This is a genomic window from Mariprofundus erugo (genome assembly GCF_005818865.1).
GTDB classification, from domain to species: domain Bacteria; phylum Pseudomonadota; class Zetaproteobacteria; order Mariprofundales; family Mariprofundaceae; genus Mariprofundus; species Mariprofundus erugo.
Genome location: NZ_VBRY01000012.1, coordinates 15,408 through 29,522, shown reverse-complemented (window position 1 = coordinate 29,522; position 14,115 = coordinate 15,408). Strand labels below are relative to the sequence as shown.

Here is a 14,115-nt window from a genome sequence, read left to right as displayed (position 1 = left end):
TTATCGCCGTCCCGAAACAGCGCCTTTGATTGACAGAATCGCGGGTGATTCCTAACGTCGCCCGAATTTTTTATAACCCAGGATATTTCATGTCAGATATTACCCGTTCCCAGAATGATTTTGACCAGGCCAGAAAACTGCTGCCGGGTGGTGTGAACTCGCCCGTACGTGCGTTTAAATCTGTAGGTGGAACACCCCGCTTTTTTGCCAGTGCCAATGGAGCTTATGTACACGACGTCGACGGCAACCGGTACATTGATTATGTCGGATCATGGGGACCCATGATTCTCGGACATGCCCATCCGGATGTCGTCAAAGGTGTACAGGAAACAGCTGCACTCGGCATGAGCTTCGGTGCCCCTTGCGAACTGGAGATCGAGCTGGCAAAACTTGTGATCGACATGGTACCATCGATTGATGTCATCCGCTTCGTCAACTCCGGCACCGAAGCCACCATGAGTGCCCTGCGCCTTGCACGCGGCTTTACCGGCCGTGATAAATTCATCAAGTTCGATGGTGGCTATCACGGTCACGCTGACGGATTTCTGGTCAAGGCCGGCTCGGGTGCTGCCACCTTCGGCGAACCGGATTCGGCCGGCGTACCGGTTGATTATGCCAAACTGACACTGACCGCTCCGTTTAATGATATCGAAGCCGTCAAAACCCTGTTTGCTGAAAACAAAGGTGAAATCGCCTGCATTATCGTTGAGCCGGTCCCGGGCAATACCGGTGTCATGCTGCTTCACGACAACGGCTTCCTGCAGGCACTGCGCGACATCTGTGATGCAGAGGGCGCACTGCTTATTTTTGATGAAGTCATGTGCGGCTTCCGCGTCGCTGCCGGTGGTGCACAGGAGCGCTTCGGCATTATGCCGGATCTGACCTGCCTGGGTAAAATTATCGGTGGCGGACTGCCGGTCGGCGCCTATGGCGGCCGTGAAGAAATTATGCGCAAAATATCTCCGGATGGACCGGTTTATCAGGCCGGCACCCTTTCAGGCAACCCGCTGGCCATGCGCGCCGGCCTTGAGACCCTCTCACGTCTGCGCACACCGGGCTTCTACGAAGAGCTGGAGCGCAAAACCAGCCGCCTTGTCGAAGGCCTGCTCGATGGCTGCAAGGCGGCTGGCATCCCTGCCGTCGCCAATCAGGTAGGAGGAATGTTCACCGTGTTTTTCACCGACCTTGCTGCCGTCACCTGCTGCTCCGATGTCAGCAGCCACTGCGACCTGGCATTTTTCGGACGCTTCTTCAACGCCATGCTCGAGGAAGGGGTCTACCTTGCCCCGTCACAGTATGAGGCCGCCTTTATGTCAGCAGCCCACACCGACGAGGATGTGGAAAACACCATTGCCGCAGCAAACCGTGCCCTGGCCAAGCTGACAGCATGAGTCTGTTAAACAGCATCACCTTCAACGAGGCGGGCCTTGTGCCCGCCATCGCACAGGATCAGACCACCGGTCGCGTACTGATGATGGCCTGGATGAATGCAGAAGCAGTTGAGCAGACACTGGCAACCGGCTATGCCCATTACTACTCCCGCTCACGCCAGAAGCAGTGGATGAAGGGGGAGTCTTCCGGTCATGTGCAAAAGGTCCTGGAGATCTACCTCGACTGCGATGGCGACACATTACTGTTGAAGATCGAGCAGACAGGCCCTGCCTGCCATACCAATCGCGCCTCCTGCTTCTATAAACAGCAGATCGAAAACGACTGGATTACTATTGAGGAGCCTCTGCAATGAACGGAACCAGTGATATTCTTAATCAGCTGGCGGCAGTGCTGGAGGCACGCAAAAGCCAGTCACCCGATGAGTCCTATGTTGCCGCTCTGTATGCAAAGCCTGACAAGATGCTCGAAAAGATCGGCGAAGAGGCTGTAGAGACCATTATTGCCGCCAAAAATGAGGATCGGGAACAGATCATTTACGAAACGGCCGACCTCTGGTTTCACTCGATGGTCATGCTGGCCCAGAAAGGGCTCTCGCCTGATGACGTTCTCAATGAGCTGGCCCGTCGTTTTGGCATTTCAGGGCACGATGAAAAAGCATCGCGAACAAGCTCAGCTGCCGGTCAATGAATAAACCAGGGCAGCAGCCTGCTGCTGCCCTGCAACCGGACACCGACATCCCCGCTGCATCTCCGGCACCATGGTTCATCTACCTGATCCGCTGCCGTGATGGTCAGCTCTACACAGGTATTACGACCGATGTGGAGCGGCGGCTATCGGAGCACAGGGCGGGAAAAGGGGCCAAATATCTGCGCGGCCGGACACCACTGTCACTCGCATTCAGCCAAAAGGTCGGCTCACACTCAGATGCCCTCAAAATGGAGCGCACCATAAAAAAACTGAGCAAAACAGAGAAGGAAAAACTTATCTGCAGCAGCGACTGCATTTCCGGCGGAGAGACATAGAACGACCGCCAGCAAACAACGCCGCCAGCAGTAAGCACGTGCTCCGGCAACCTTCAGGGAGCGGCAGTATACCGCCCCCTCACAGGATCATTCTGCTGCTTCCATGAGTTCAGACTGGCCTGACCGATTCGCGGCGAAGCCAATATTGCGTGCAGTGTGAACGCGCCCTAATGCAGCAAACGGGGATCAATCAATTTGACCCGATTTGAATCAGCATCGATCCTCATAATTGAGCACTGCTCTGCCAGCTTTGGATATTTTTTCGCGAACAGATAACGGGCAAAACGAGCATGCTTTTCGGATAAATAAGGGCCATAAAGTTCCATTTCAAAGTTCAGAGCATATTCAGACATGACACACCATCCTTGGCAACAAGCCTGCTGTTCATCAGCAGGTAACTGGTTTTATATATCGGCTGACACAAGCGCATGTTTAGGGAGATACTGATTTGGCGAGCCGTCCATGGCTCGCTCGGAAGCGCCGAATGAATCAGCGCTTCTTTAGGGAGATGCTGATTTCAATGCACCATCCACTCCCTTATTCCCCCATTCGCTATAAGAGCGCTCTTCCGCTAGCATTGCCATTCCTGCGCGGTGCAGCTGAGCTACCCGCATACATATGCGTGGGCCGATTCAACAGGATACCCATGCCCCCATTACGCGTTCGTTACCAGACCATGGAGTTTGGTGATACGGACATTCACATTCGAACCCTGCGCGACAATCAGGAATATTGCGATACCGATGGTGTTGCCGAGTCACTCGGCATCTCTTCTGCGACATGGCCACTATTCGGCATCATCTGGCCATCCGGGGAGGTGCTCGCCCACCTGATGCAGCACTATCAGGTCGAAGGCAAGCGTATTCTGGAGGTTGGCTGCGGCATCGCTCTCTCAAGCCTGATATTGAACCGGCGCATGGCAAATATTACAGCCACCGATTATCACCCTGAAGCCGGTACATTCCTGCGTCACAACACCGACCTGAACGATGACCGGGCTATTCCTTTTTTCCGTACCGGCTGGGGAGATCATGATAGCAGACTGGGCCGGTTCGATCTGATCATAGGCAGCGACCTTCTGTACGAAAGGGGGCACGCTGCAGAGCTATCCGCCTTTATTGATGAACATGCCAACCATCAGTGTGAAGTGATTATTGTCGACCCCGGTCGCGGCCACCTCAACGGGTTCAGCAGAATGATGGCTGTACTTGGCTATACACACAGCCAGAGCATACCGGCCAACACCGATTTTCTTGATACACCGTTTCATCGTGGTCGCATCATTCACTACCGCCGCTGAGTATCCATCACAGACCATCATCACGCCTTTGCCATGCTTCACAATTGACTTCAATGCAGAGTCACTCAAGCATATCCGCACTGATATCCCATTTTCAGCCACCGTTGCGGCGGCTGTATCCGAAGGAATAAATGATGAGCACAGAAAAAGAATTACATGCACGCAGTGAATCCAGATGCGAACTCTGCGGTGCCACCGACAGCCTGACCGTATATGAGATTCCGCCTGCATCCGATGGCAGTGCCGATCAGTGCGTGCTGACTTGCTCTACCTGTCGCGGACAGATTGAAAATCCCGACATAGTCGATGCAAACCACTGGCGCTGCCTGAACGACTCGATGTGGAGCCAGGTGCCTGCCGTCCAGATCATGGCCTGGCGCATGCTCAACCGTCTGCGTGCAGAAGGCTGGCCACAGGACCTGCTGGACATGATGTACCTCGATGAAGAGACACTTCACCGGGCTGAAGCCGAGCAGCGGGCGACTGCCAATGCCATTCAGCATATCGACAGCAACGGTGCCGTGCTGCAGGCTGGTGATACCGTCACCCTGATCAAGGACCTCGATGTCAAAGGATCCAGCCTGACAGCCAAACGTGGTACGGCTGTACGCAATATCCGTCTGGTACAGGATAACCCTGAACAGATCGAGGGACGTGTAGATGGCCAGCTGATCGTCATCCTTACCAAGTTTGTGAAAAAATAATCACCCGATTGTCTGAAACCGAGGAGTGGCATATGAGTAGCTGTCTGTTCTGTAAAATTGCAGCCGGAGATATTCCGTCCGGGAAGGTTTATGAGGATGATGATGTCTACGCATTCCGGGATATTCATCCAAAAGCACCGACCCATGTACTGGTGATTCCGAAAACACATATTGCCACTCTCTCGGAGGCAAATGATGCAGCCCTGCTCGGCACCCTGATGGAGCGGGTCCGTTTTATTGCGGATCAGGTGCTGGAACTTGCCGATGGCTACAGGGTTGTCATCAATGTACGTGAAGGAGGCGGGCAGGAAGTCTTCCATCTGCATGTGCATATTCTTGGTGGTAAAAAACTGCCATTTTGAGTCGCCATGGCCACCGCCCGCGCTCTGAGCTGACCGGACTGCAAAACAGCCTTGCTTCCATTTTTAGTGAGGCATCGCTGGAGCAGCTGGTCAGCATTGCCAGGCTCAGGCGCTCCTGGGCAAATATTGTCGGACCGATGATGGCAACCCGGACAGAGCCTGCAAACATTGAAACACTGGCCGACAGTGGCATCTGCCTGTGGATTGCAGTTGATCACCCCATCATGGCACAGCAGATTCGTTTCTTACGTGACGATATTCGCAAAGCCTGTTTTCGCCACGCCGGCATCACCAACCTGTTTCATATACGCACCAAAATTCAGGCAGGTGCAGGCATCAGGGCTGCTACCCCCCGAAAAGCCGTTGCAAAAAAAATCACCTTAAGTAGAAAGAAGGCTATCGCTCTCGAACTGACTGCCATCAGGGATAAGAACCTCAGAAAGGCAGCATTCAAGGCGAGAGTGGCTCAGCTTGCTTATGAAATGATACCCACCAAAGGAGTAAATGAATGAGAAAGTTTTTCATGCTGACCGTCCTGGCGATTTTCGGGCTCTCCATGCTCGGCCTGGCCGATGATGCAGACGCACGCCGCCTGGGTGGCGGAGCAAATATGGGGCAGCAACGCACGATGCATAATACCGCTCCGGCCAGCTCGCTATCGCAACAGAAAGCCATGCCACAAAATGGTCAGAAAGGCAGTGCACGCACCGGGCTGATGGGCATGCTCGGCGGACTCGCACTCGGTGGCCTGCTCGGCGCTCTCTTCTTCGGTGGTGCATTTGAAGGCATCAACTTCCTCGATATTGTGATCATCGGTGCCATTGCCGCGGCTCTGTTCTTCTTCCTGCGCAAACGTGCCGCACCTGCGGTTTCGCAACCGGCCTATGCCGGCGCCGGCGGATCAGCCATGCCAGGCTATGATGAACCATTCGGCCAGGAAAACAGCGGCACGCCGCTTGCCACTGCTGCCGGATCAGCCCTGCGCCCGGATATCGATGCCAAATTCTTTATTCCTGCTGCAAAAGAGATCTATGTACGCCTGCAGCATGCATGGGATCATGGTGACAGCGAAGATATTCGCACATTCTGTACCGCCGAAATGGCTGACCGCATTGCTCAGGACATGAAGCAGGGAACAAAAAATCAGACCGAGGTTGCCACGCTTCAGGCTGAAATTGCTGACAGCTGGATTGAATCCGACCTTGAGTGGGCGGCCGTCAATTTCACCGCCATGCTGCGCGAAAAAACGCTGGATAGCAGCGGCGTCACCATCGAAGATCAGACCTCAGAGGTCAATGAGATCTGGATTTTCCAGCACACACCGGACTCGGACGATCCGACCTGGTACCTGGCAGGTATTCAGCAGGTCGGCTGAAAATCACAGCCTGATGATTCGAGGCCGGCAGATCTATTCTGCCGGCCTTTCTTTTTACTATCGCCCGCCGCCAGAGTCCGGTGGCAACCATTTTACCTGCCTATGCCCCCGCCACTTCCATCCGACAGGCAGGCCGATTAATATTCACACACTTTTGATACTGAATAAGGCTATGCCTTGAATTATATAGCGCCTGCTGCGATAGTTGCTTTCTATTCGTTGAAACGGGGCTGGAGATAAATTATGAAGTTAAGCGATAAACTTGAGAGCCTGAGGCAGCAGCATGGCATGGAGTGCATCATCGTCATCAATGGCGAAGGTCAGCTGATTTCTCAGGTTGGTAATGCTCCGGAAGGTGAGGAGTTTGCCCTCTACTCACCTATGGTTATGGAAACAACCCGTCGAATGGCATTGTGTGGCGGTTTTGGCGAACCCATCTGTAACGGCGTTATCCTGCATCACGGCCGCATCCTGATCACCCATGAAACCGCAATTGGCGAGGAAGTCATTTATACAGCACTTCTTTGCCGCAACAAGGTTCCGAGCGGCCTGCTTTCCCTGTTGAACACCATCACCGCCTATCTGAAAGAAGAGATGTAAACCGTTTTTCAGGGCACTGGTTCAGGCTTCAAACAAGTCCTGCCAGTGCCCTGGCCACGCCTTCATGGCAAACAGATCCACCTCTGGTATTGACCCCCTGTGCAAGCGCACTGTCGCCGGCACACGCTGAAGCCACCCCTGCCGCCAGCTTGAGAACATACAATTGCGTAGCACTGGTCAGTGCCCGCGTACTGGTTCTGGGCACAGCCCCCGGCATATTGGGAAGACAGCAGTGCAGTACCCCCTCCTCGACATAGACAGGATCATCGTAGGTCGTAACACGACTGGTTTCAGCCATCCCCCCCTGATCAATCGCCACATCGACAAAAACCGACCCCGCCTCCATCAGACGCAGGTCTTCCCGGCCAAGCAACTCCGGCGCATGCTCACCCGGTACAAGCGCGGCTCCAACCAGCAGATCACAAGCAGGCAGCAACCGGCGCATTGCATCACGGGTAAACTCCAGCAAATGGATGCGCTCAAAAGAGCGTTGGGCAAGATGATCAATCAGCGTCCGGTTACTCTCCAGCACAGTAACCTCCACCCCCAGCCCGGCCAGTGCCATGGCTGCATTGAGACCCACATTGCCTGCTCCCAGTATCACCGCCCGGGCTGCTTCGCCACCTTCAATCGCACCGGCAAGAATTCCTTTACCCGGATAGCAGGTACCATTCTCCCGCTGCAGGAATCGCGCGCCCAGCTGCACCGCAACGCGACCGGCGACGCGACTCATCGGTGCCAGCAATGGCAATGAGCCATCCGGCAGTTGCACCGTTTCATAGCCAATCGCACATACCTGATGCGCAATCAGCTGGCGGGCCAGCGCCGGATCTGCGGCCAGATGCAGATAGGTAAAGAGCGTCAGTGACGGCCGCAAATAACGATATTCACAAGCGAGCGGCTCCTTGACCTTGACGACCAGATCAGCCGCCCATGCCTGCGCTGCTGTATCCACCACGGTGGCACCGGCGGAGGTGTAAGCGACATCATCAAAACCACTGTCCACACCAGCCGAGCACTGAACCCATACCTCGTGCCCCTCTTTTACCAGGCAGCCGGCGCCTTCAGGCGTCAGTGCAACTCTGTGTTCATGATTTTTAATCTCTTTGGGGACCCCGACTCTCATGACACCACCTCCTGCCGCGTCACAGGCCCCCTGAATGATTCAGAGAGCCTGAGACAGCATAGCACAAAGTGCATCTCCGGACATCACCGATCATAGCCGCCACGTCCGCTGGCAAATCGGGCATCACAGGGTTATTCGGATGCTGGCTGCCAGTGCCCCGGCACCAGTTCCCCCTGCGCATCGACATGCGCAGGTATATATTGACGCTTGTCAGTGGCGGTGGACTGCAGTGCCATAAAACCGGCCGCTGCAGCAATCAGGCCGAGTACAATGGCAAGGGCATAAAACCAGCGCGGAGCGGCAGTTTGCCGGACAGGCGTGACATCGATAATTTCCGGCTGCTGACGCCTGCTGCGCGCAGCCAGCCACAGGCGCAACAATATCAGGCCATTACGCAACATAAACATCACCAGTGCCGGCCCGAAGAAAAAGACAACAATAAGGAAAATATTTCGAATCACGATGCAAGCAGCTCTTTCAACCGGTATGCATAAGCAGCGACATCGGGTTCCCCACCAGCCCGCTGGGCATAAAAAACCGTTTCAGCAAGAATCTCGAGAATTTTATGTAAGGCGTCATGGCGCTCCATACGCTTGATCGTGATCAGATAATCAAGCGCACGCGCCATCTCCGGCGGGTGCTTTGTGGCCGCCTGCTCTTCCAGTGCCAGATGCAGGGAAAGGTGCAGGTATGGATTCATACCATCATCTACCTGAAAGTCCCGATCCAGAAATGACTCCATATCATCAAAGTAGTGGTGCATGTCCGGGTGCATTTCTATCACCCGCGCGATGCGCACTTCCAGCGCATTGAGCGGCAGCTTCGCCTGTGCCTTGTGCCATGCATCCCAGAATACCTGACGATGCGCCCGCAACTGTTCACGACTCGGCCTGTTTGATTCGTTCATTCAACCTCCATCTATGCCGACATAACGATCCGCTTATGCCAAATACAGCCAGGTGCAGCTGCCGGCAACTGCAATCATGGCCCTGAGATGGTTACAAATAAAGCATCTGGACTGGCTGCGGTGCAATATTTATATTCTACCGATGCAAACTCATGAGATAAAAGATGATAAACTCAGTCTCGATGCCACGATCGAAGCTGTCATCACCACACTGAAACAGAAGCACCCGAACATCACTGGTCATCACCTCGATATTGGCAGCGGCACTGGCAACCTGATTCGACGAGTCAGCCAGGAGTTCCGGGTTGAAAGCCGGGCCCTGGATTATACCGATGAGTTTATGGAGCTGCCCGATATCCAGGTCGATGTGGTCGACCTCAATGATGGTCGCCTGCCATACCCCGACCACAGCTTTGACCTGGTGACATTCACTGAAGTGGCAGAGCATCTTGAAAACTATCGGGCCATCGTGCGGGAGATTCACCGTATCCTGAAACCGGGTGGAGTGGTGGTGATCACCACCCCCAATGTACTGAATATGAAGTCACGCATGCGGTTTCTCACCACCGGTTTCTGGAGCATGTTCGGCCCGCTGCATGTGGGGGAAACATCCATTGAAAGTACCGGTGGCCATATCACCCCCATCCCTTACCCCTATCTTGCGCATGCGCTGATGAACAGCGGCTTTTCCCTGCCTGAACTGAGCACGGACAAGATGCAGTTTCCATCACTGTACTGGTTTATCCTGCTATTCATCCCGATCCGGATCATCGCCGCCATGACATGGAAAAAAGAGAGAAACAAATATAAAACGATCGATCAGTTCAATGCGCCCATCGTCCGGGAAATCAATACTCCGGCCATGCTGCTGGGCAGAAGCATTGTCGTCACCGCCATGAAACCGGCAGAGGAATGATCAACGGGCAGCGCATTGCCAGGGCCTCCGGACCAGTTGTTGCCCTGCTTTGCTTTATACTGGCTGATATACCGGATGCGCCGGCTGCAGGTGCGATGCTTGGCATTTCCCTGTGGATGGCCATCTGGTGGATTGGCGAGTGTGTGCCGCTTGCGCTGACGGCTCTGCTGCCGCTGGTCTGCTTTCCCTTTTTCGGCATCGCAACCGGCAAGCAGATTTCAGCCCAATACTTCAACAGCATCATTTTCCTGTTTATCGGCGGCTTTATGATTGCACAGGCCATGGAGAACAGTGGCCTGCATAAACGGATTGCCCTGAATATGCTGGCAAGACTGCACGCATCCCCGCTACAGCTTGCGCTCGGCTTTTCCATTGCAACAGCATTTCTTTCGATGTGGATCTCCAATACCGCAACCACGATGCTGATGGTCACCATCGCCCTTCCCCTGCTACAGCGTCTGATAGATGAGCACTCAGCCGATCAGATTGCCCCGCTGGCCGCCACTTTTCTGCTGATCATCGCCTACTCAGCCAATATAGGCGGCATGGGAACGCCCGTTGGCACGGCCCCCAACCTGGTTTTCCTTGAGAATATACGCATCACCAGCCCGGCTGCCGTCCCCTCCTTCCTGCAATGGATGATGATAGGTGTGCCGGTGGTCATCGCAGGCATCGCCGTACTCTTTGCCGTACTTGGCCCATCCATCGCTCGTCTGCCATGGAAGAAGAGCGATAGTGACTCGTTGCAACAGAGCCTGAAACAACTGGGCCCCGTATCAGCAGCCGAGAAAGCTGTTGCCTGGATTCTTGCCATCACGGCATTGCTATGGATGGGCCGCAAAGGCATTCATAGCGAGTCCTTCAATATACCGGGATGGGCATCACTGCTGCCATACAAGGGTGTGGATGATGGCACTGTCGCCGTTTTGATGGCCAGCCTGCTATTTTTGTTTAAAGGCAGTGATGGCACAGCCATACTGGGCAAACAAACGTTCTCTCGCCTGCCGTGGGATATCGTATTATTGCTGGGCGGAGGCTTTGCGCTTGCCTATGGCATGCTGCATTCAGGCCTCTCGGGCTGGATCGGTAGCCAGCTGGCATTTCTCAGAGCTGTTCCGCTACCCCTGATGCTCCTCGGCATCACGCTGACCATCATCTTCCTGACCGAAATCACCAGCAACACCGCCACCACTCAGGTCATGCTGCCGATACTGGCGGCGGCATGTCTGGCCAACACACTTGATCCGACAGCCTTGATGCTGGCGGCCACACTCGCTGCCTCGTGTGCTTTTATGCTACCGGTTGCAACCCCGCCGAACGCCATCATCTTCGGTTCAGGTCATGTAAGCATGCATGATATGGTCAGGGCAGGCCTACGGATGAATCTGATCATGGCACCGGTGATTGTCATGCTGATCTATTTTTTACGCCCGCTACTGCCTTGATCCGCGCCACAAATACAGGATCCAACCTGCCATTCGCCGCATCAAACGATATCGTACTGAAAAAGTTATTTGCTTTTTAACCAGCCGTTGACGCCTGCTCTGGCCGGGCCGGTCAGCCCCTCCATCAGCAGATCAACATCGAAATTACGATTCCTGTCCCATATTTCAGCAATGGCATTACCGCAACGCGCCAGCAGTCGCTCATGCTGACTCTTGTCAGATGCAACAAGGATCAGCGACGCCAGTACGGCACCGTCATCCATATGACCAAGGTAGCTGGCTGCATCTTCCCTTAACGTCAGTGATTCGCAGGGATCCACCAGCATCGAAAGAAGAAAATCAACATGCGCTTCAGGAGAATCAGCATCAGGCATTTATATCCCCGGGTTCGGAGGTCATCGGCCAGACATCAGCACGGGACAACCGGCTCTCGGTGAGCCGGTTGTCCCGCCTGCATGACTTACGCTGCCGACAAAGGAGTAATCGGTGTCAGTTTCCAGATTTCACGGTTGTAATCTTCCATTGTACGATCGGTAGAGAACTTTCCGCTGAAGGCAGTATTGTAAATACTCTTCTTCAGCCATGATGTCCGGTCCATGTATGCCGATGCAGCACGCTGCTGTGCATCAACATAGGAGCGGAAATCTGCCGCCACCAGCCATGGATCATTACCATTGCGAATAGCACCGCAAATGCCGGCAAACAGACCCGGCTCGAACTGGCTGAAGTGGCCGCACTCAAGCAGGTTCATCACACGACGCAGATCCTCATCGGCGGCAATAATGCCATTCGGATCATAGTGACCGCGAATTGAATCAACTTCCGCTGCCGTCAAACCAAACAGGAAGAAATTGTCATCTCCGACCTCTTCACGGATTTCGATATTGGCTCCGTCAAGCGTACCGATTGTCAGCGCACCATTCATCATGAACTTCATGTTACCGGTGCCGGAGGCCTCTTTACCGGCCGTTGAGATCTGCTCGGAGAGATCGGCTGCCGGACAGATGACTTCCATGGCGGATACACGGTAGTTCGGGAAGAATACCACCTTCAGCTTGTCACCAACGTCCGGATCATGGTTTACCACATCAGCCACATTGTTGATCAGCTTGATGATCTGTTTGGCCATGTAATAGCCCGGAGCAGCCTTGCCACCGATCAGAATACAACGCGGTGTCCAGTTCGCTGTATCGCCGCGCTTGATACGGTCATACAGATGAATGACATGCAGTACATTCAGCAACTGGCGCTTATATTCATGAATGCGTTTCACCTGGATATCAAACATCGCATCCGGATTGAATTCCACGTTACAGGTATCCTGTACCAGTTTTGCCAGACGCACCTTGTTTTCGCGCTTGCAAGCGTCCCACTTCTGACGGAATGCATCATCATCCGCATAGGGTGCAAGCTGACGCAGCTGTTGCAGGTCGGTGATCCAGCCGCTGCCGATCGTATCATTGATCAGACGAGTCATCGGCTTGTTGCACCATGCCATCCAGCGACGCTGGGTGACACCGTTGGTTTTATTATTGAACTTCTCAGGCCACATCTCGTAGAAGTCCTTGAACAGCCCCTCCACCAGCAGATCCGAGTGCAGCTGTGCCACACCATTGACGGAGAAACAGCCGACAATGGCCAGATAGGCCATACGAACCTGTTTGACATCACCCTCTTCAATAATCGACATGCGGCGCTGACGATCCACATCACCCGGCCACTTTTCCGCCACCTTGGTGAGGAACTGGGCATTAATGCCGTAAATGATATCGAGCAGTCGTGGCAACAAACGACCGAAGAGATGCACAGGCCAGCGCTCAAGTGCCTCAGGCAACAGCGTATGGTTGGTATACGCCATGGTTTTCGTTGTGATATCCCAGGCTTCTTCCCAGGAAAGACGATATTGATCGACAAGCAGGCGCATCAGCTCGGCAACAGAAACGGTTGGATGGGTATCATTCAGCTGGAAACAGTTTTTCTCGGCGAACTGACTGAAGTCATTGCCATGCGTTTCCGTCCACTGGCGCAGTACATCCTTGATGCTGGCAGACGCGAGGAAATACTGCTGGCGCAGACGCAGCACCTTGCCTGATTCACTGGCATCATTCGGGTACAACACCATCGAGATATGCTCGGCATTGTTCTTCGCAGCCACCGACTCAGGGTAACTGCCGGCATTGAATTCGCCCAGATCGAACTCATCCGTCGCAGCCGCTTTCCACAGGCGCAGTGTATTTACCGTGTTATTCTCAAAGCCCGGAATCGGGATATCGTAAGGAATGGCCAGCACGTCCTGAGTGTCAGCCCAACGACAACGCATCATGCCCTTATCATCGGTATAGCATTCACTGTGACCACCGAAATGAACACGCTGTGTATATTCAGGGCGGGTGATCTCCCATACGTTACCATAGTTCAGCCAGTGATCCGGCTCCTCAACCTGGTAGCCGTTCTGGATCAACTGACGGAACATACCGTACTCATAACGGATGCCATAACCTGTGACCGGCAGATTCAATGTCGCGCAGCTGTCCACAAAACAGGCAGCGAGGCGCCCCAGACCACCATTACCAAGGCCGGCATCGCGCTCCATCTCAATCTTTTCTTCGTAGTTCAAACCCAGCTGGTGCAACGCATCGGCAGTCTCGTCATCCAGTCCGAGATTGAGAATCGCATTGCCAAGTGCACGACCCATCAGAAACTCAAGCGACAGGTAGTAGGCCCGTTTACCATCCTGCTTGCTGCAGGCATCTTTTGTATTTTTCCAGTTTTCCATCAGGTGATCACGGATTGTGTAAGCCAGTGCCTGATATTTGTAGTGGTTGGAACGACTGCTTGTATGCTGCCCCAGCGTACGCAGATAGTGACGCTGAATACCCTTGATCAGGCCTGCTGCATCCCTGTCCAGCTGTGGTACGTCCATGATATCAATCCTGGCATGAGAGTTGTCCGACATAGATAGTTAC

General features: G+C 54.0%; 18 protein-coding genes. 12 read left to right on the top strand and 6 right to left on the bottom strand.

The window, feature by feature from the left end; all coding sequences use genetic code 11:
- Window positions 1–89: 89 nt before the first annotated feature.
- The 4 genes from hemL to FEF65_RS11585 are packed head-to-tail and all read left to right on the top strand — an operon-like array spanning window position 90 to window position 2,414.
- Window positions 90–1,391, top strand: a complete 1,302-nt coding sequence (hemL, locus tag FEF65_RS11600) for a glutamate-1-semialdehyde 2,1-aminomutase (RefSeq protein ID WP_138239988.1) — start codon at window positions 90–92, stop codon at window positions 1,389–1,391.
- On the top strand, window positions 1,388–1,744 hold the full coding sequence (gene hisI, locus FEF65_RS11595; protein ID WP_170304447.1) for a phosphoribosyl-AMP cyclohydrolase: 357 nt from the start codon (window positions 1,388–1,390) through the stop codon (window positions 1,742–1,744). Before hemL ends, hisI begins: the two co-directional genes overlap by 4 nt.
- On the top strand, window positions 1,741–2,079 hold the full coding sequence (locus tag FEF65_RS11590; protein ID WP_138239987.1) for a phosphoribosyl-ATP diphosphatase: 339 nt from the start codon (window positions 1,741–1,743) through the stop codon (window positions 2,077–2,079). Before hisI ends, FEF65_RS11590 begins: the two co-directional genes overlap by 4 nt.
- The gene (locus FEF65_RS11585) at window positions 2,076–2,414 is read left to right on the top strand and encodes a GIY-YIG nuclease family protein (RefSeq protein WP_138239986.1); all 339 of its coding nucleotides are present in this window, start codon (window positions 2,076–2,078) and stop codon (window positions 2,412–2,414) included. Before FEF65_RS11590 ends, FEF65_RS11585 begins: the two co-directional genes overlap by 4 nt.
- A 167-nt stretch (window positions 2,415–2,581) precedes the next feature.
- On the opposite strand, the gene FEF65_RS11580 is transcribed toward FEF65_RS11585, so the two are convergent.
- Window positions 2,582–2,767 carry a hypothetical protein gene (locus FEF65_RS11580; RefSeq protein WP_138239985.1) on the bottom strand — a complete coding sequence of 62 codons (186 nt, stop codon included), beginning with the start codon at window positions 2,765–2,767 and terminating at the stop codon, window positions 2,582–2,584.
- A 293-nt stretch (window positions 2,768–3,060) separates the two neighbouring features.
- Here FEF65_RS11580 and FEF65_RS11575 point away from each other — a divergent pair, with 293 nt between their 5' ends.
- The 6 genes from FEF65_RS11575 (at window position 3,061) to FEF65_RS11550 (ending at window position 6,755) form a co-directional block, all read left to right on the top strand.
- On the top strand, window positions 3,061–3,714 hold the full coding sequence (locus FEF65_RS11575; RefSeq protein ID WP_138239984.1) for a class I SAM-dependent methyltransferase: 654 nt from the start codon (window positions 3,061–3,063) through the stop codon (window positions 3,712–3,714).
- 134 nt (window positions 3,715–3,848) lie between these two features.
- Window positions 3,849–4,418, top strand: coding sequence for a PhnA domain-containing protein (locus FEF65_RS13670; RefSeq protein ID WP_138239983.1), 570 nt, complete (start codon window positions 3,849–3,851; stop codon window positions 4,416–4,418).
- A gap of 32 nt (window positions 4,419–4,450) precedes the next feature.
- Window positions 4,451–4,780 (top strand): histidine triad nucleotide-binding protein, encoded by a 330-nt coding sequence (locus tag FEF65_RS11565; protein WP_138239982.1) that lies wholly within the window; start codon window positions 4,451–4,453, stop codon window positions 4,778–4,780.
- Window positions 4,777–5,292, top strand: coding sequence for a DciA family protein (locus FEF65_RS11560; protein ID WP_138239981.1), 516 nt, complete (start codon window positions 4,777–4,779; stop codon window positions 5,290–5,292). Before FEF65_RS11565 ends, FEF65_RS11560 begins: the two co-directional genes overlap by 4 nt.
- The gene (locus tag FEF65_RS11555; RefSeq protein ID WP_138239980.1) at window positions 5,289–6,155 is read left to right on the top strand and encodes a Tim44 domain-containing protein; all 867 of its coding nucleotides are present in this window, start codon (window positions 5,289–5,291) and stop codon (window positions 6,153–6,155) included. The genes FEF65_RS11560 and FEF65_RS11555 overlap by 4 nt, the downstream gene beginning before the upstream one ends.
- Before the next feature lie 243 nt (window positions 6,156–6,398).
- Window positions 6,399–6,755, top strand: a complete 357-nt coding sequence (locus tag FEF65_RS11550) for a hypothetical protein (protein WP_138239979.1) — start codon at window positions 6,399–6,401, stop codon at window positions 6,753–6,755.
- Between the two features lie 28 nt (window positions 6,756–6,783).
- Here FEF65_RS11550 and ald read toward each other — a convergent pair whose 3' ends face one another.
- The 3 genes from ald to FEF65_RS11535 all read right to left on the bottom strand — a co-directional run bounded on the left by ald (window position 6,784) and on the right by FEF65_RS11535 (window position 8,788).
- The gene (gene ald, locus FEF65_RS11545; RefSeq protein ID WP_138239978.1) at window positions 6,784–7,881 is read right to left on the bottom strand and encodes an alanine dehydrogenase; all 1,098 of its coding nucleotides are present in this window, start codon (window positions 7,879–7,881) and stop codon (window positions 6,784–6,786) included.
- Between the two features lie 131 nt (window positions 7,882–8,012).
- The gene (locus FEF65_RS11540; RefSeq protein WP_138239977.1) at window positions 8,013–8,342 is read right to left on the bottom strand and encodes a hypothetical protein; all 330 of its coding nucleotides are present in this window, start codon (window positions 8,340–8,342) and stop codon (window positions 8,013–8,015) included.
- Window positions 8,339–8,788, bottom strand: a complete 450-nt coding sequence (locus FEF65_RS11535) for a DUF1841 family protein (protein ID WP_138239976.1) — start codon at window positions 8,786–8,788, stop codon at window positions 8,339–8,341. Before FEF65_RS11535 ends, FEF65_RS11540 begins: the two co-directional genes overlap by 4 nt.
- Window positions 8,789–8,930: 142 nt before the next feature.
- On the opposite strand from FEF65_RS11535, the gene FEF65_RS11530 reads away from it, so the two are divergent.
- Window positions 8,931–9,704 (top strand): class I SAM-dependent methyltransferase, encoded by a 774-nt coding sequence (locus tag FEF65_RS11530; protein ID WP_138239975.1) that lies wholly within the window; start codon window positions 8,931–8,933, stop codon window positions 9,702–9,704.
- Window positions 9,701–11,149: an SLC13 family permease gene (locus FEF65_RS11525; RefSeq protein WP_138239974.1), complete on the top strand. Its 1,449-nt coding sequence runs from the start codon at window positions 9,701–9,703 to the stop codon at window positions 11,147–11,149. The genes FEF65_RS11530 and FEF65_RS11525 overlap by 4 nt, the downstream gene beginning before the upstream one ends.
- A gap of 65 nt (window positions 11,150–11,214) precedes the next feature.
- Here the strand turns inward: FEF65_RS11525 and FEF65_RS11520 are convergent, their stop codons facing one another.
- Both FEF65_RS11520 and FEF65_RS11515 read right to left on the bottom strand, forming a co-directional pair.
- Complete coding sequence (locus FEF65_RS11520) at window positions 11,215–11,523, bottom strand: hypothetical protein (RefSeq protein WP_138239973.1); 309 nt, start codon at window positions 11,521–11,523, stop codon at window positions 11,215–11,217.
- A gap of 86 nt (window positions 11,524–11,609) precedes the next feature.
- On the bottom strand, window positions 11,610–14,072 hold the full coding sequence (locus tag FEF65_RS11515; RefSeq protein ID WP_238701373.1) for a glycogen/starch/alpha-glucan phosphorylase: 2,463 nt from the start codon (window positions 14,070–14,072) through the stop codon (window positions 11,610–11,612).
- Between the last annotated feature and the right edge of the window lie 43 nt (window positions 14,073–14,115).